Origin of the sequence: Streptomyces sp. NPDC046716, from assembly GCF_040645755.1 — a bacterium.
Lineage (GTDB): Bacteria > Actinomycetota > Actinomycetes > Streptomycetales > Streptomycetaceae > Streptomyces.
Genome location: NZ_JBEYYU010000023.1, coordinates 58,768 through 75,619 on the forward strand (window position 1 = coordinate 58,768; position 16,852 = coordinate 75,619).

Consider the following 16,852-nt stretch of genomic DNA (forward strand, 5'->3'; position numbering starts at 1 on the left):
GAAAAGGGGCGGGAGGCGGTCATCCTAGGGCCGGGAAGCCCCTTCCGACCAGCGGCTTTCGGGGATCCCGGGGCGCGGGTTCCGGGGACCTGCCGAGGATTGTCAGTGGCGTGGTGTGCAATGGATCTCGTGCCCGTGCTCGAAGAACCGCTGAAGAAGGTGCTCGGCCCCGCCACCGCGAAGGTGATGGCCGAGCATCTGGACCTGCACACCGTCGGAGACCTGCTCCACCACTACCCGCGCAGATACGCCGAGCGCGGTGAGCTGACGCGCCTCGCGGAGCTGCCGCTGGACGAGCACGTCACGGTCGTCGCCCAGGTCGCGACCGCCCGCGTCCTGAGGTTCAACGGCGGCAGCGGACAGCGCCTCGAAGTCACCATCACCGACGGCAGCGGCCAGATCCAGCTCGTCTTCTTCGGCAAGGGCATCCACAAGCCGCACAAGGAGCTGCTGCCGGGTACGCGCGCGATGTTCGCCGGCAAGGTCTCGGTGTTCAACCGGAAGATGCAACTGGCGCACCCCGCGTACCAGTTGCTGCGCGCCGATCCCGCTGACGGAACAGACGGCGCCGCCGAAGCGGCTGAGGCCGTCGGCTCCTGGGCCGGCGCCCTCCTGCCGATCTACCCGGCCACCGCCAAGCTGGAGTCCTGGAAGATCGCCAAGGCCGTCGACCTCGCGCTGCCCAGCGCACCGGAGGCGATCGACCCGCTCCCGGAGTCACTGCGCGAGGGCCGTGGTCTCGTGCCGCTCCCCGAGGCGCTGCTCAAGATCCACCGGCCGCACACGAAGGCGGACATCGCCGACGCCCGCGCCCGCCTCAAGTGGGACGAGGCGTTCGTGCTCCAGGTCGCCCTCGCCAGACGCCGGTTCGCGGACACCCAGCTGACCGCCGTCGCCCGCGAGCCGAAGGCGGACGGACTGCTGACGGCCTTCGACGCCAAGCTGCCGTTCACGCTCACCGACGGCCAGCAGAAGGTCTCCAAGGAGATCTTCGACGACCTGGCCACCGAGCATCCGATGCACCGGCTGCTCCAGGGCGAGGTCGGCTCCGGCAAGACGATGGTCGCCCTGCGCGCGATGCTCGCCGTCGTCGACGCGGGCGGTCAGGCCGCCATGCTCGCGCCCACCGAGGTCCTCGCCCAGCAGCACCACCGCTCAATCACCGAGATGATGGGCGAGCTGGCCGAGAGCGGCATGCTCGGCGGCGCCGAGCACTCCACCAAGGTGGTGCTGCTCACCGGCTCCATGGGCACCGCCGCCCGCAAGCAGCCGCTGCTCGACCTCGTCACCGGCGAGGCCGGCATCGTCATCGGCACGCACGCGCTGATCGAGGACAAGGTGCAGTTCCTCGATCTGGGCCTGGTCGTGGTGGACGAGCAGCACCGGTTCGGCGTCGAGCAGCGCGACGCCCTGCGCTCCAAGGGCAAGCAGCCGCCGCACCTGCTGGTCATGACCGCCACACCGATCCCGCGCACGGTCGCCATGACGGTCTTCGGCGACCTGGAGACCTCGGTCCTCGACCAGCTGCCCGCCGGTCGCTCGCCGATCGCCAGCCATGTCGTCCCCGCCGCCGACAAGCCGCACTTCCTCGCTCGCGCGTGGGAGCGCGTGCGAGAGGAAGTGGAGAACGGGCATCAGGCGTACGTCGTCTGCCCGCGCATCGGCGACGACGAGGACGACAAGCCCAAGAAGGGCAAGAAGAAGTCCGCCGAGGACGAGGCGGAGAAGCGGCCGCCGCTCGCGGTGCTCGACATCGCCGACGAGCTGGCGCACGGCGCGCTCCAGGGCCTCAAGGTCGAGGTGCTGCACGGCCGGATGCACCCCGACGACAAGGACGCCGTGATGCGGCGGTTCGCCGCGGGGGAGACCGACGTCCTGGTCGCCACGACCGTCATCGAGGTCGGGGTGAACGTGCCGAACGCCACAGCGATGGTGATCATGGACGCCGATCGCTTCGGTGTCTCCCAGCTCCACCAGCTGCGCGGCCGCGTCGGGCGCGGCTCGGCGGCCGGACTGTGCCTGCTGGTCACCGAGATGCCCGAGGCGAGCCCCGCGCGCGCCCGGCTGGGCGCCGTCGCCTCGACGCTGGACGGGTTCGAGCTGTCCCGGATCGACCTGGAGCAGCGGCGCGAGGGCGATGTGCTCGGGCAGGCCCAGTCCGGCGTCCGGTCCTCGCTGCGGATGCTCACCGTCATCGAGGACGAGGAGATCATCGCCGAGGCGCGGGAGGAGGCGACGAAGGTGGTCGCCGCCGATCCGGAGCTGGAGCGCCTGCCGGGGCTGCGGACGGCGCTGGACGCGTTGCTGGACGCCGAGCGGGAGCAGTACCTGGACAAGGGGTGACGGTCGTCTCCCGGAGGGGCAGGGCTAGGCCGCCCGGGAAGCGGGGTCCGACCCTGCCCTGACACACTGGACCCACACTGACCAGCAGGCCGAACGACAACGGACAAGGACCGGGAACCGAGATGACCCGCGTGATCGCCGGGCGCGCAGGCGGACGCCGCTTGGCCGTGCCGCCGGGGAACGGCACCCGCCCCACCTCCGACCGGGCACGCGAGGGCCTCTTCTCGACCTGGCAGGCCCTGCTCGGCACCCTCGACGGCGCCCGCATCGCCGACCTCTACGCCGGGTCCGGAGCCGTCGGCCTGGAAGCGCTCTCCCGCGGCGCCGCGCACGCGCTGCTCGTCGAGGCCGATGCCCGGGCCGCCCGCACCATCCGGGAGAACATCAGGGCGATCGGCCTCCCGGGAGCGGAAGCACGTACCGGAAAAGCGGAACAAGTCGTCGCGGGCCCGCCGCCGGCCGCACCCTACGACCTGGTCTTTCTCGACCCTCCGTACGCCGTCTCCGACGACGATCTTCGGGAGATCCTGCTCACACTCCGGGCCCAGGGCTGGCTCGCGGACGAAGCGCTCGTCACCGTTGAACGCAGTACAAGAGGCGGCGAATTCCGGTGGCCGGACGGGTTCGAGGGGCTGAGGTCCCGTCGATACGGCGAGGGCACGTTTTGGTACGGTCGCGCCGCCTTGAACACCACCCTCACGTGCGACGACGCACGATGACCGGACCGGAGAGCGAGGGACTTCCCGTGCGCCGCGCAGTCTGTCCCGGGTCGTTCGACCCCATCACCAACGGCCACCTCGACATCATCGCCCGCGCCTCGAAGCTGTACGACGTGGTGCATGTCGCGGTGATGATCAACAAGTCGAAGCAGGGCCTTTTCACCGTCGACGAGCGCATCGAGCTGATCCGCGAGGTCACCGGCGAGTTCGGCAACGTGGAGGTGGAGGCCTTCCACGGCCTCCTCGTCGACTTCTGCAAGCAGCGCGACATTCCGGCCATCGTGAAGGGCCTGCGCGCCGTCAGCGACTTCGACTACGAGCTGCAGATGGCGCAGATGAACATCGGTCTGTCCGGGGTGGAGACGCTCTTCGTCCCCACCAACCCCACCTACAGCTTCCTGTCCTCCTCGCTCGTCAAGGAGGTCGCGGCCTGGGGCGGCGACGTGTCGCACCTGGTCCCGCCGGTCGTGCACGCGTCCCTGACTGAGCGCCTCCCCAAGAAGTGACACGCACGCACCAGTTGGGCTTACAGTCGTCCCGTCCGTCTCCAACACCCCTCACATTCCTGTGAGCAGACGAGAGAGTGGCGAGCACACGGTGGACGTGCAGAAGAAGCTCGACGAGATCGTCGCCGCGGTCGGCAACGCCCGCTCCATGCCCATGTCGGCCTCGTGCGTGGTCAACCGCGCCGACCTTCTCTCGATGCTCGAAGAAGTGCGCCAGGCACTGCCCGGCTCGCTGGCCCAGGCCCAGGAGCTGATCGGCGGCCGCGAGCAGATGGTCGAGCAGGCCCGCGCCGAGGCCGAGCGGATCATCGACACCGCGCACGCCGAGCGCGGCACCCTGATCTCGGACACCGAGATCGCCCGCCGCTCGCAGAACGAGGCGGACCGGATCCTCACCGAGGCCCGGCAGGAGGCCGAGGAGGTGCGCGCGGAGGCCGACGACTACGTCGACTCCAAGCTGGCCAACTTCGAGGTCGTCCTCACCAAGACCCTCGGCTCGGTCGGCCGAGGCCGCGAGAAGCTGCTCGGTACCGGCCCGGGGATCGACGAGCAGGGGTACGAGGACGAGGACGCTCCCGAGCGCAGCCACGACCCCGAGACGCTGCGCCGCGACGCCGACGCCTACGTGGACGTCAAGCTCGGCGCCTTCGAGGCGGTGCTCGCCAAGACCCTGGAGGCCGTCGGCAAGGGCCGCCAGAAGCTGCACGGCCGGCTCGCCAGCGACGACCTGGGCGCACTGCACATGGACGGCGAGGGCGGTGCGCAGGCGCACACCAGCGACGCCGACTACCTCGCGGGCCTCGCGGAGATCGGCGGCCAGGACCTCCAGCCGGCCGCGCAGGAGCCCCAGCAGGCCCCGCAGATCCCCGCACAGCAGCCCGTGTACGCGCAGGACGTGCAGCAGGACCAGTACGGGTACCAGCAGCAGGACCCGTACGCGGCTCAGGCCCAGCAGGACCCCTACGCCATGTACCAGCAGCAGGACCAGTACGGGTACCAGCAGCAGGACCCGTACGCGGCTCAGGCCCAGCAGGACCAGTACCAGTACGGCTACCAGCAGGAAGCCCAGCAGCCGCAGGCCGCCGCACTCGACGAGACCAGCCTCTTCGACACCAGCATGATCAGCATGGATCAGGTGCGGGAGTACGAGCGGCAGTACGACCAGGGCCGCTGAACCCGGGTGTGACCCGGTCGCGCCAAGGTGGCCGGGACCGGATTGGGCCGTGAGCGAATGGTCCAGTATCCTGGCTGTTCGGTCGCGCGTACCCGTGCGTTCCGAGCTGCCCGGAATGATTCTCCGGAACACCGGGCCAGCCGCTCCCCGGAGCCTCCTCATGAGCCTCGTAGATCGAAAGCAGGACCAGCCCTGAATACCCACCTCGACCACCGCAATCCTCTCGTGTTCGACACACACGAGCTGGGTCGGCGTCCTGGTGCCATGCAGCGGCTGTCCCGCACGATCGAGGCTCCCAAGGACTTCGGCATCCAGGGAGTCATCGAGGTGCCGGCAGGCGCCCCGGTGGAGCTCGATCTCCGTCTGGAGTCGGTCATGGAAGGTGTGCTTGTCACAGGCACCGCCCGTGCATCGGCCAAGGGGGAGTGCGTAAGGTGTCTGGAGCCGCTCGACCTTGAGGTCGACGCGGACTTCCAGGAGATGTTCTCGTACCCTGACGCCGACGACCGGGGCCGCGTGAAGGCGGAACCGGGCGACGACGCCGAGGACGACGAGGACAGGCTCTTCATCGAGGACGGCCTGTTCGACCTCGAGCCGGTGCTGCGTGATGCGGTGGTGCTCGCACTGCCGATGCAGCCGGTGTGCCAGGAAGACTGCGAAGGTCTGTGCTCCGAGTGCGGAGTGCGGCTTTCGGACCAGCCGGGCCACCACCACGACGCCGTCGACATCCGTTGGGCGGCATTGCAGGGACTCGCTGGCACCATCCAGGACGGCGAGAAGGACGAGATGAGCGGCGCCGAAGCACAAGCGGGCGTCGACGAGAAGCAGGAGAAGTAGCCGTGGCTGTTCCGAAGCGGAAGATGTCGCGCAGCAACACGCGCCACCGCCGGTCGCAGTGGAAGGCTGCGGTCCCCACCCTGGTTTCGTGTGAGCGTTGCCAGGAGCCCAAGCTGCAGCACATCGCGTGCCCCGCTTGTGGCACCTACAACAAGCGCCAGGTCCTCGAGGTCTGAGCGGCTGGTGAGAGGCACAGTGGCTAGCCATAAATCGGCGGATGACGCCAAGAAAAAGGCGGACACCACAGCCTCGTCCCACACGCTTCTGGAAGGGCGGCTCGGGTACAAACTCGAGTCCGCCCTTCTGGTGCGTGCGTTGACGCATCGCTCGTACGCGTACGAGAACGGTGGCCTGCCGACCAATGAGCGGCTGGAGTTCCTCGGGGACTCGGTGCTCGGTCTGGTCGTCACGGACACCCTCTACCGAACCCACCCCGACCTGCCCGAGGGCCAGCTGGCCAAGCTGCGGGCCGCGGTGGTCAATTCGCGTGCGCTTGCGGAGGTCAGTCGCGGGCTCGACCTGGGCTCCTTCATCCGGCTCGGCCGGGGTGAAGAGGGCACGGGCGGCCGGGACAAGGCGTCCATCCTCGCCGACACCCTTGAAGCGGTGATCGGCGCCGTCTATCTGGACCAGGGTCTGGACGCGGCGGGTGAGCTGGTGCACCGGCTCTTCGACCCGCTGATCGAGAAGTCCTCGAATCTGGGTGCCGGCCTGGACTGGAAGACCAGTCTCCAGGAGCTCACGGCGACCGAGGGGCTCGGTGTTCCCGAGTACCTGGTCTCCGAGACCGGTCCCGATCACGAGAAGACCTTCACTGCTGCCGCCCGCGTCGGAGGCGTCTCGTACGGCACCGGCACCGGCCGCAGCAAGAAGGAAGCGGAGCAGCAGGCCGCGGAGTCCGCCTGGCGGGCCATCCGGGCCGCCGCGGACGAGCGGGCCAAGGCCGCCGCGTCGTCCGAGGGCGCCGACAGCGCCCCCGGGGTGTAGCTCTTCGTTTCCTGGAGCGCCCGTTCTCGCCGGTTTCCGCCGGTGGGGGCGGGCGTTTTCCTATCGTTGTCGTCTGCGGGCCGGTGGGGCTGGTCGCGCCCACGCGGCGGAGCCGCACATCGATACAGTCCCGCGCCCCTTCGGGGCGCAGTACGCCATGGAGGATTTGTGCCGGAACTGCCCGAGGTCGAAGTGGTGCGGCGGGGGCTCGCCCGGTGGGTGGCCCGGCGGACCGTCGCCGATGCCGAGGTGCGGCACCCGCGCGCTGTGCGCCGGCACATCGCGGGTGGCGAGGACTTCGTGCACCGCCTCAAGGGGCAGGTGATCGGGGAGCCGAGCCGTCGCGGCAAGTACCTCTGGCTGCCACTGGAGACGACCCACACCTCCGTGCTCGCGCACCTCGGCATGAGCGGGCAGCTGCTGGTGCAGCCGCACGACGCCCCGGACGAGAAGCATCTGCGGATCCGGGTCCGGTTCGCCGACGACCTCGGCACCGAACTGCGCTTCGTCGACCAGCGCACCTTCGGCGGACTGTCGCTGCACGACACCACCCCCGACGGGCTGCCCGACGTCATCGCGCACATCGCCCGCGATCCGCTCGACCCGCTCTTCGACGACGCGGCGTTCCACGACGCCCTGCGCCGCAAGCGCACCACCATCAAGCGGGCGCTGCTCGACCAGTCGCTCATCAGCGGGGTCGGCAACATCTACGCGGACGAGGCGCTCTGGCGCGCGAAGCTGCACTACGAGCGCCCCACCGCCACGTTCACGCGCCCGCGCACGGCCGAACTCCTCGGCCACATCAGGGACGTGATGAACGCGGCGCTCTCCGTCGGCGGCACCAGCTTCGACTCGCTCTACGTCAATGTGAACGGGGAGTCGGGATACTTCGACCGGTCCCTCGACGCGTACGGCAGGGAGGGACTGCCCTGCCGCAGGTGTGCCACGCCGATGCGGCGCCGCCCCTGGATGAACCGGTCCAGCTACTACTGCCCGCGCTGTCAGCGGCCGCCGCGCGACGCGTCGTAGCGCTCGCGCGACACCAGTACGTCGTCCATGCGGCCCTCGACGAACTCGATGAGGGCCAGCAGCCGGCCGGCCACCTCGCGGCCCAGCGGCGTCAGTTCGTAGTCGACCCGCGGCGGGTTCGTCGGCTGGGCCTCGCGGTGCACCAGGCCGTCGCGCTCCAGCGCCTGCAGGGTCTGGGACAGCATCTTCTCGCTCACCCCGTCGACCCGTCGGCGCAGCTCGTTGAAGCGGAACGAGCCCTCGTGCAGCGCCCCGAGCGTGAGGGCGCCCCAGCGCCCCGTCACGTGCTCCAGCGTGCCGCGCGACGGGCAGGCCCTGGCGAACACGTCGTAGGCGCTGTCCGTGACGCCGGCGGGGGCGCTGTCGGTCGAGGTCATGAACGCAGCATACTCCCGGTTAGCGCTTTCCCAAGGGGTGCGCTAACCAGGAGTAAGTGAGGTGGGTCGGTGCCCGCGGGCCTGTACCCGGAGCGGGTGCTAGTACCCGAAGTCCTGCGTCCACCACGGGCCGCCGGAGCCGAAGTGCACCCCGACGCCGAGGGTCTTGAAGTCGCAGTTGAGGATGTTCGCCTTGTGGCCCTCGCTGTTCATCCAGGCGTCCATCACGGACTGGGCGTTGGCCTGTCCGCGGGCGATGTTCTCGCCGCCCAGATTGGTGATGCCGGCCTTCTTGGCGCGGTCCCACGGCGTCGCGCCGTCCGGGTCCGTGTGGTCGAAGAAGTTCCGCGCGGCCATGTCCTCGCTGAACGCGCTCGCCAGCGAGGCGAGGTCACCGTCCGCGGTCACCGGGGAGCAGCCGACCTTGGCGCGCTCCTGGTTCACGAGCGTGAGCACCTGCGCCGCGGCCGCCGCCTCGTCGGAGGTGGTCGTGGCCTTGTCCGCGGCGGGAGCCGAGGTCTTCGCCGGGGCGGGCGTCGACGGGCTCTCGGTCTTCGGCTTCGTGGCGGTGCCGGCGCTCTTGGTCTTGGCCGGCGCCTTCGACGGCTTCGCCGACGGCTCGGCCGACTCGGTGGACTTCGAGGGCGAGGCGGACGGGGAGGCCGAGCGCTGGTCGTCGCGGCTCGCGGCGGACTCCGAGGCGCGGTCCTCGACCGTGCCGTCGGTGCCGCCCTGCGCCTCGACGCTGGGGGAGCCCGCGGCCTGCACCTTGTTGCCGCCGTGGTCGCCGCCGAGCTTGAGGGCGTCACCGCCCGGGATCAGCCCCGAGGCCACCGCCACCGCGCCCATGGCCACGCACGCCGAGGCGCCGAGGAGCCCGGTGCGCAGCGGGACGCCGTCGCGCTTCTTGCGGCGGCGGTGGGCGTGCCCGCGCGGCGGGTCGTCGGACCCGCCGGCCGCGGACACGGTTCCGTACACGGCCGTGACGGTCTCGTCCTGCGGCGCGTAGGGCGACGTGGGGGCGTACGAGGAGGGCGCCGGCGCGTAGGAGGGCGCCGAGGCGTACGAGGAGTGCGCGGAATGTGAGGAGTAGGAGGAGGTCCGCTCCTCGTACGCCCCAGCGTGATCAACGCCGTACGCTTCGCCGTATCCTTCGGTGTACCAGCCCTCGGAGTGCTGCTCCTCCGGAGTGCCCGCGGCGCGGCCAGTGGCGGCGCGGCCGGCGTCGGAGCGTCGGTGGCGTCCCATGATTGTGGCCTTCCTCGATCCTCGCGGTGGTCGATACGACTCACCCATACGGGTGAGACTCATCGGTCCGCGACGGTACCCCAGAACGCAAGGGGAGGAAGTGCTCAGAGAGCAATTGGCCGGTTAGCGTGCAGCCATGAATGAAGATGTGCGCCTGGTCGCGTGGGTGCGAGGACGCGTCCAACGTGTGGGTTTTCGCTGGTTCACGCGGGCGCGGGCCCTGGAGATCGGCGGCCTGAGTGGTTTTGCTCTCAATTTGGACGACGGTCGCGTGCAAGTGGTCGCGGAGGGATCGCGCACCGCGTGTCAGCAACTGCTCGACTGGCTCCACGGCGACGACACACCCGGCCGCGTCGACGGCGTCACCGAGATCTGGGACACACCCCGTGGCGGCTACGACGGATTTGCCATTCGCTGAACCGTCGTCGCAGGCAGCCCGAGGACGAGGGGCGTGGACGTGCCGTGGGCAACTGCTCCGGGCAGAAACGCCCTGGTGGTTGCCAATGCGGGGGAGTCGTGGCAGGCTCCGGAGGTACGGATGATCTCCACGCCCCCAGGGCCCCGACGGTCCGGCCGCGCCGCACGATCCACGGCGCAGAGCCCCCGGGATGCCCGCCAATACGGGGCGTGATCGTGTTGACCGTCAAACTTTTTGGTGAGACTCTGGAATCCCCGCGCACCTTAGCTGTTTGGCATGTGAGAACAGCCAGCAAGACAAGAAGTGCCAAGCACCGCGGGTGCGTTTTCCCTCTCGACCCTCACGACCCACCTCGCTACGGTCGGTCACTCAGTGTGGAGGACCACTCATCATGGCAAAGGCGCTTCTCGGTTACGTCGGCGGCAGCGACCCGCGACTTCTCGCCGAGATGCGACGGCTCCAGCAGCGTGTCCAGGACCTGGAATCCGAGCTTGGCCGGATCCAGGCGGAGAACGACGCGCTCGCGGCTGCCGCTTCTCACGACGCTCTCATCGAGGTCGACGTACCCCAGGCGGAGCCCGCGCTCACCTGACCGCATTCAACGGCGCACGCGGTTGGGCTGCTCGTAACCACCGCTTGACAGAGCAACGCAACAGATATGCAAGGGACGCTTCGGCGTCCCTTCTTTCTTTCCTCCCGGCCGGCTCCGGTCTGTGAACCCCCGCGCACCGAAGCGCTTTCTTAACGTCTGATGTGCCCTGCACATTGATCGGTGAAACCGTGGGTTCATGGAGTGAGACAGGGGCGCCCGGTAGAGTCCGACGGCGTGCACCTCAAGGCTCTGACCCTGCGCGGGTTCAAATCGTTCGCCTCGGCCACCACGCTGCGGTTCGAGCCGGGCATCACCTGTGTCGTGGGGCCCAACGGCTCGGGCAAGTCCAATGTCGTGGACGCCCTGAGCTGGGTCATGGGCGAGCAGGGTGCCAAGTCGCTGCGCGGCGGCAAGATGGAGGACGTCATCTTCGCCGGCACCACCGGGCGGCCGCCGCTCGGCCGCGCCGAGGTGTCGCTGACCATCGACAACTCCGACGGCGCGCTGCCCATCGAGTACGCCGAGGTCACCATCACGCGGATCATGTTCCGCAACGGCGGCAGCGAGTACCAGATCAACGGCGACACGTGCCGCCTCCTCGACATCCAGGACCTGCTGTCCGACTCCGGCATCGGCCGCGAGATGCACGTCATCGTCGGACAGGGGCAGCTCGACTCCGTGCTGCACGCCGACCCCATGGGCCGCCGCGCCTTCATCGAGGAGGCCGCGGGCGTCCTCAAGCACCGCAAGCGCAAGGAGAAGGCGCTGCGGAAGCTGGACGCGATGCAGGCCAACCTCTCCCGCGTCCAGGACCTCACCGACGAACTGCGGCGCCAGCTCAAACCGCTCGGCCGGCAGGCGGCCGTCGCCCGGCGGGCCGCCGTCATCCAGGCCGACCTGCGCGACGCCCGGCTGCGGCTGCTCGCCGACGATCTCGTACGGCTGCGGGAGGCGCTCAGCGCCGAGGTCGCCGACGAGGCCGAGCTGAAGCGGCGCAAGGAGGCCGCCGAGGACGAGCTGAAGAAGGCCCTCCTGCGCGAGGGGCACCTGGAGGACGAGGTGCGCCAGCTGACCCCGCGGCTCCAGCGGGCGCAGCAGACCTGGGTCGAGCTGTCGCAGCTGGCCGAGCGGGTGCGCGGAACCGTGTCGCTGGCCGACGCGCGGGTGAAGAGCGCACGGTCCGCGCCCGCCGAGGAGCGGCGCGGCCGCGACCCCGAGGACCTGGAGCGCGAGGCCGCCCGGGTGCGCGAGCAGGAGGCCGAGCTGGAGGCCGCCCTGGAGGCGGCGCAGACCGCCCTCGACGAGACGGTGTCCCACCGGGCCGACCTGGAGCGCGAACTGGCGGTCGAGGAGCGCCGGCTCAAGGACGTCGCCCGGGCCATCGCCGACCGCCGGGAGGGCCTGGCCCGCTTGCAGGGGCAGGTCAACGCGGCGCGCTCGCGGGCCGCCTCCGCCCAGGCCGAGATCGACCGGCTGGCCGCCGCGCGGGACGGGGCCGAGCAGCGGGCCGTCGCGGCGCAGGAGGAGTACGAGCAGCTCAAGGCCGAGGTCGACGGGCTCGACGCCGGTGACGAGGAGCTCGGCGCACGGCTGGAGGAGGCCAAGACCGGGCTCTCGGAGGCCGAGTCGGCGCTGTCCGCCGCCCGAGAGGCCGCCACCTCCGCCGAGCGCAAGCGGGCCGCCGTCGCCGCCCGCCACGAGGCGCTTGCGCTCGGACTGCGCCGGAAGGACGGTACGGGGGCGCTGCTCGGGGCGCGGGAGCGGCTGAGCGGGCTGCTCGGGCCCGCCGCCGAACTGCTGTCCGTGGCGCCGGGGTTCGAGGTGCCCGTGGCGGCGGCGTTCGGGGCGGCGGCCGACGCCATCGCCGTGGCCTCCCCGACCGCCGCTGCCGAAGCGATTCGCCTCCTGCGCAAGCAGGACGCGGGACGGGCCGCCCTGCTGCTCGCGGGGGACGCCTCCGGTGAGCGGGAGGACGACGGGGACGCCGGCCAGGAGAGCGAGCCGGGCACCCCGCCGTCCGCCGCCGAACTCGTCCGCGGCCCGTCGGAGTTGCTGCCCGCGGTGCGCCGGCTGCTGCGCGGCATCGTTGTCGTGGGGACGCTGGAGGACGCGGAGGATCTGGTCTACGCCCGGCCGGAGCTGACCGCGGTGACCGCAGAGGGTGATCTGCTCGGGGCGCACTTCGCGCACGGCGGATCCGCCGGGGCGCCCAGCCTCCTCGAGGTGCAGGCCTCCGTGGACGAGGCCGCCGCCGAGCTGGAGCGGTTGGCCGCGCAGTGCGAGGAGCTGGCCGAGGTCCAGCACGCGGCGGGGGAGCGGCGCAAGGAGTGTGCCGCGCTCGTCGAGGAGCTGGGGCAGCGGCAGCGGGCCGTGGAGCGGGAGCGCTCCGGCCGGGCGCAGCAGCTCGGGCGGCTCGCAGGGCAGGCCCGCGGCGCCGCCGGTGAGGCCGAGCGCAGCACCGCCGCCGCGGCCAAGGCTCAGGAGGCGCTGGAGAAGGCCGCCACGGACGCGGAGGAGCTGGCCGAGCGGCTCGCGGTGGCCGAGGAGCAGTCCGCCTACGGCGACGGGGACGAGGAGCCGGACACGTCCGTGCGCGACCGGCTCTCCGCCGACGGTGCCAACGCCCGGCAGACGGAGATGGAGGCCCGCCTCCAGGTGCGTACGCACGAGGAGCGGGTCAAGGGGCTCGCGGGACGCGCCGACTCGCTCGACCGGGCCGCCCGCGCCGAACGCGAGGCACGCGCGCGTGCGGAGCGGCAGCGGGCCCGGCTCCAGTACGAGGCCGCGGTCGCCGAGGCCGTCGCGTCCGGCGCCCGGCAGCTGCTCGCGCACGTCGAGGTCTCGCTCGCGCGCGCCGATGAGGAGCGCGCGCTCGCCGAGCGGGCCAAGGCCGTGCGGGAGCAGGAACTGGTCGCCGAGCGGGGCCGCGGCCGGGATCTCAAGGCGGAACTCGACAAACTCACTGATTCAGTTCACCGCGGCGAGGTACTGGGGGCGGAGAAGCGGCTGCGGATCGAGCAGCTGGAGACCAAGGCGCTGGAGGAACTCGGTGTCGAACCGGCCGGACTCGTCGCGGACTACGGTCCCGGCCGGCTCGTGCCGCCCTCGCTCCCCGCCGAGGGCGAGGAACTGCCGGAGGACCCGGAGCACCCGCGCAACAAGCCGCGCCCGTTCGTCCGTTCGGAGCAGGAGAAGCGGCTCAAGTCCGCCGAGCGCGCCTACCAGCAGCTGGGCAAGGTCAATCCTCTTGCCCTGGAGGAGTTCGCGGCTCTCGAAGAGCGCCACAAGTTCCTCAGTGAGCAGCTGGAGGACCTGAAGAAGACCCGTACCGATCTCCTTCAAGTGGTGAAGGAGGTGGACGAGCGCGTCGAGCAGGTCTTCACCGAGGCGTACCGGGACACGGCCCGGGAGTTCGAGGGCGTCTTCAGCCGGCTGTTCCCGGGCGGCGAGGGACGGCTGATCCTGACCGATCCCGACAACATGCTCACCACGGGCGTGGACGTCGAGGCCCGCCCGCCGGGCAAGAAGGTCAAGCGGCTGAGCCTGCTCTCCGGCGGCGAGCGCTCGCTGACCGCCGTGGCGATGCTGGTCTCCATCTTCAAGGCACGGCCCAGCCCGTTCTACGTGATGGACGAGGTCGAGGCCGCTCTCGACGACACCAATCTGCAGCGCCTGATCCGCATCATGCAGGAGCTGCAGGAGGCCTCGCAGCTCATCGTGATCACGCACCAGAAGCGCACGATGGAGGTCGCCGACGCGCTGTACGGCGTCTCCATGCAGGGCGACGGGGTGTCGAAGGTGATCAGCCAGCGGCTGCGGTAGGCCCGCGCCGCGCGCTATTTCAACGATCCCTACAAGTCTTCAAGACTTGAACGCAACATGCTGTTGTTGTGCCCGAAAATTCACAGCACCCCAGGTATTGACTTCGAAACTTGAACACATAGTCTCTGCAACGTTGCTTTTGCCTTCAGGTGGTCGGCCGCGTCATGTTGTGCGCCACTGGAAGGGCTCGCCCCCACCCCCGGCAGCGAAGCCGGTGGCCCGAGGAGTACACGTGACCGACACAGCGGCACCCAAGTCCGGAGCCCGGGACGCTCATCCCGAGCATCTGGGCCATGTCATCTTCATCGCGGCCGCGGCCGCGATGGGCGGCTTCCTCTTCGGCTACGACAGTTCCGTGATCAACGGCGCCGTCGAGGCCATCCGCGACCGGTACGACATCGGCTCTGCCGCGCTCGCGCAGGTGATCGCCATCGCCCTGATCGGCTGTGCCATCGGCGCCGCCACCGCCGGCCGGATCGCCGACCGCATCGGGCGCATCCGCTGCATGCAGATCGCGGCGGTCCTGTTCACCATCAGCGCCGTCGGTTCGGCGCTGCCCTTCGCTCTGTGGGACCTGGCGTTCTGGCGGATCATCGGCGGCTTCGCCATCGGCATGGCCTCGGTCATCGGCCCGGCCTACATCGCCGAGGTCGCCCCGCCCGCCTACCGCGGCCGGCTGGGCTCCTTCCAGCAGGCGGCGATCGTCGTCGGCATCGCCATCTCCCAGCTCGTCAACTGGGGCCTGCTGAACGCCGCGGACGGCGACCAGCGCGGCAAGCTGATGGGCCTCGAGGCCTGGCAGGTCATGCTCGGCGTCATGGTCATCCCGGCGATCCTCTACGGACTGCTCTCCTTCGCGATCCCCGAGTCGCCGCGCTTCCTGATCTCCGTCGGCAAGACCGAGCGGGCCAAGAAGGTTCTCGAAGAGGTCGAGGGCAACAAGATCGACCTGAACGCGCGCGTGAGCGAGATCGAGAACGCCATGCGCAGCGAGCACAAGTCGACGTTCAAGGACCTGCTCGGCGGCGGCTTCTTCTTCAAGCCGATCGTCTGGATCGGTATCGGCCTCTCGGTCTTCCAGCAGTTCGTCGGCATCAACGTCGCGTTCTACTACTCCTCGACGCTGTGGCAGTCGGTCGGCGTCGACCCGTCGGACTCGTTCTTCTACTCGTTCACGACGTCGATCATCAACATCGTCGGCACCGTGATCGCGATGATCTTCGTGGACCGGATCGGCCGCAAGCCGCTGGCCCTGATCGGTTCCGTCGGTATGGTCATCGGCCTCGCCCTGGAGGCGTGGGCGTTCTCCTACGACCTGGTGGACGGCAAGCTGCCCGCCACCCAGGGCTGGGTGGCCCTGGTCGCGGCCCACGTGTTCGTCCTCTTCTTCGCCCTGTCGTGGGGTGTGGTCGTCTGGGTCTTCCTCGGCGAGATGTTCCCGAACAAGATCCGCGCCGCGGCCCTCGGTGTGGCCGCCTCGGCCCAGTGGATCGCCAACTGGGCGATCACCGCGAGCTTCCCGTCGCTGGCCGACTGGAACCTCTCCGCGACGTACATCATCTACACGGTCTTCGCCGCGCTCTCCATCCCCTTCGTGCTCAAGTTCGTGAAGGAGACCAAGGGCAAGGCCCTGGAGGAGATGGGCTGACCCGCCCGCTCCCCGTATGACCCGGGGAGACGGCTCTTCATCCCCCGCCGCCGTCTCCCCGATGACTCCGCCGCCTCCGGTCTCCCGGAGGCGGCGCCGTCGTGCCGGGGCCGACCGGATCTCCGCTCAGCCGGCGGAGATCGCCGGAATGACCTCCTCCGCGAACAGTCGCAGGCTGCGCCAGCCCTCCTCCAGGGGCATGCCCCCCGACAGCGGGTGCAGTACGTAGTTGTCGAGACCCTGTGCCACGCACTCCTGCGGCGTGAGGATCCGGTAGACGCCCTCCGCGCGCAGTTCCTCGACCGTCGAGGCGGCCGACTTCACCGCCGACTTGATGTCGCCCGACTGCCAGGACGCGTACGTGCGCGCCTCGTGCAGGAAGTGCGCGCCGTACTCGGCCCAGCTGCGGTCCGGGTCCTCGGAGAGGTGCAGCAGCGGAGTGGTCTCGGTGGGCATCATGGTCCAGCCCTCGGTCCCGTACTCGACCAGCTTCTCCTTGTAGTAGGTCTCCAGCTCCGGCAGATGCGCGCTGGGGAAGAGCGGCAGCCCGAGCCGGGCCGCCCGGCGCGCGGCCGCCTGCGAGGAGCCGCCGACCAGGAGCAGGGGATGGGGCTGGGTGAACGGCCGGGGAGTGACCCGGACCCGGCGCCCGCGGAAGGTGAACTCCTCGCCGGACCAGGCCTTCAGCAGCGTCTCCAGGAGCTCGTCCTGGAGCTTGCCGCGCCGCTTCCACTCCACGTCGAACTGCGCGTACTCCTCGGGCCGGTAGCCGATCCCGGCGACCGTCACCAGGCGGCCGCCGCTGAGCAGGTCCAGGACGGCGATGTCCTCGGCGAGGCGCAGCGGGTCGTGCAGCGGGCCGATGATCGCGGAGACCGTGACCGCGATCCGGCGGGTGGCGCCGAGGACCGCTCCGGCGAAGGTGAACGGCGAGGACAGCCAGTTGTTGGCGACGCCGTGGTGCTCCTCGGTCTGAACGGTGTCGATGCCCCGTTCGTCGGCGTACACCGCCATCTCCACGGCCGCCTGGTAGCGGGCGCTGAGCGACTCCGGCGTGCCGTCGGGGTCGACCAGATTGAACCGTACGACGGAGACAGGCATGGAAAAGTCCCCCTTCAGCGGGCTCGGGGCTCGGGGCTCGGGTGAAGGGGG

General features: G+C 70.2%; 15 protein-coding genes. 12 read left to right on the top strand and 3 right to left on the bottom strand.

The window, feature by feature from the left end:
* Positions 1 to 120: 120 nt before the first annotated feature.
* From recG to mutM, 8 genes are all read left to right on the top strand, one after another.
* Positions 121 to 2,343 carry an ATP-dependent DNA helicase RecG gene (gene recG, locus ABZ930_RS19020; protein WP_361549111.1) on the top strand — a complete coding sequence of 741 codons (2,223 nt, stop codon included), beginning with the start codon at positions 121 to 123 and terminating at the stop codon, positions 2,341 to 2,343.
* A gap of 122 nt (positions 2,344 to 2,465) precedes the next feature.
* Positions 2,466 to 3,062 (top strand): 16S rRNA (guanine(966)-N(2))-methyltransferase RsmD, encoded by a 597-nt coding sequence (gene rsmD, locus ABZ930_RS19025; protein ID WP_361549113.1) that lies wholly within the window; start codon positions 2,466 to 2,468, stop codon positions 3,060 to 3,062.
* 26 nt (positions 3,063 to 3,088) lie between these two features.
* Entirely contained in the window at positions 3,089 to 3,568 is a 480-nt protein-coding gene (gene coaD / locus ABZ930_RS19030) for a pantetheine-phosphate adenylyltransferase (RefSeq protein ID WP_181512748.1), read from the top strand.
* 91 nt (positions 3,569 to 3,659) lie between these two features.
* Positions 3,660 to 4,742: an ATP synthase F0 subunit B gene (locus ABZ930_RS19035; RefSeq protein ID WP_361549205.1), complete on the top strand. Its 1,083-nt coding sequence runs from the start codon at positions 3,660 to 3,662 to the stop codon at positions 4,740 to 4,742.
* A 192-nt stretch (positions 4,743 to 4,934) separates the two neighbouring features.
* Complete coding sequence (locus ABZ930_RS19040; protein ID WP_361549207.1) at positions 4,935 to 5,579, top strand: DUF177 domain-containing protein; 645 nt, start codon at positions 4,935 to 4,937, stop codon at positions 5,577 to 5,579.
* Positions 5,580 to 5,581: 2 nt separating this feature from the next.
* The gene (gene rpmF, locus ABZ930_RS19045; protein ID WP_030361955.1) at positions 5,582 to 5,755 is read left to right on the top strand and encodes a 50S ribosomal protein L32; all 174 of its coding nucleotides are present in this window, start codon (positions 5,582 to 5,584) and stop codon (positions 5,753 to 5,755) included.
* A 7-nt stretch (positions 5,756 to 5,762) separates the two neighbouring features.
* On the top strand, positions 5,763 to 6,566 hold the full coding sequence (gene rnc / locus ABZ930_RS19050) for a ribonuclease III (RefSeq protein ID WP_361549115.1): 804 nt from the start codon (positions 5,763 to 5,765) through the stop codon (positions 6,564 to 6,566).
* 168 nt (positions 6,567 to 6,734) lie between these two features.
* Positions 6,735 to 7,595 carry a bifunctional DNA-formamidopyrimidine glycosylase/DNA-(apurinic or apyrimidinic site) lyase gene (mutM, locus tag ABZ930_RS19055; protein ID WP_361549116.1) on the top strand — a complete coding sequence of 287 codons (861 nt, stop codon included), beginning with the start codon at positions 6,735 to 6,737 and terminating at the stop codon, positions 7,593 to 7,595.
* Here mutM and ABZ930_RS19060 read toward each other — a convergent pair.
* Positions 7,568 to 7,972, bottom strand: a complete 405-nt coding sequence (locus tag ABZ930_RS19060; protein WP_361549118.1) for a helix-turn-helix domain-containing protein — start codon at positions 7,970 to 7,972, stop codon at positions 7,568 to 7,570. The genes mutM and ABZ930_RS19060 overlap by 28 nt on opposite strands.
* A gap of 99 nt (positions 7,973 to 8,071) precedes the next feature.
* On the bottom strand, positions 8,072 to 9,220 hold the full coding sequence (locus ABZ930_RS19065) for a CAP domain-containing protein (protein WP_361549120.1): 1,149 nt from the start codon (positions 9,218 to 9,220) through the stop codon (positions 8,072 to 8,074).
* 136 nt (positions 9,221 to 9,356) lie between these two features.
* Here ABZ930_RS19065 and ABZ930_RS19070 point away from each other — a divergent pair, with 136 nt between their 5' ends.
* The 4 genes from ABZ930_RS19070 (at position 9,357) to ABZ930_RS19085 (ending at position 15,700) form a co-directional block, all read left to right on the top strand.
* Positions 9,357 to 9,638 (top strand): acylphosphatase, encoded by a 282-nt coding sequence (locus ABZ930_RS19070; protein ID WP_361549122.1) that lies wholly within the window; start codon positions 9,357 to 9,359, stop codon positions 9,636 to 9,638.
* A 391-nt stretch (positions 9,639 to 10,029) separates the two neighbouring features.
* Positions 10,030 to 10,230, top strand: a complete 201-nt coding sequence (locus tag ABZ930_RS19075) for a hypothetical protein (RefSeq protein ID WP_111668230.1) — start codon at positions 10,030 to 10,032, stop codon at positions 10,228 to 10,230.
* A gap of 234 nt (positions 10,231 to 10,464) precedes the next feature.
* Positions 10,465 to 14,052: a chromosome segregation protein SMC gene (gene smc, locus ABZ930_RS19080; protein ID WP_361549124.1), complete on the top strand. Its 3,588-nt coding sequence runs from the start codon at positions 10,465 to 10,467 to the stop codon at positions 14,050 to 14,052.
* A gap of 232 nt (positions 14,053 to 14,284) precedes the next feature.
* Positions 14,285 to 15,700, top strand: a complete 1,416-nt coding sequence (locus ABZ930_RS19085; protein ID WP_361549126.1) for a sugar porter family MFS transporter — start codon at positions 14,285 to 14,287, stop codon at positions 15,698 to 15,700.
* Positions 15,701 to 15,826: 126 nt separating this feature from the next.
* On the opposite strand, the gene ABZ930_RS19090 is transcribed toward ABZ930_RS19085, so the two are convergent.
* Positions 15,827 to 16,801 (bottom strand): LLM class flavin-dependent oxidoreductase, encoded by a 975-nt coding sequence (locus tag ABZ930_RS19090; protein WP_361549128.1) that lies wholly within the window; start codon positions 16,799 to 16,801, stop codon positions 15,827 to 15,829.
* Positions 16,802 to 16,852 lie beyond the last annotated feature (51 nt).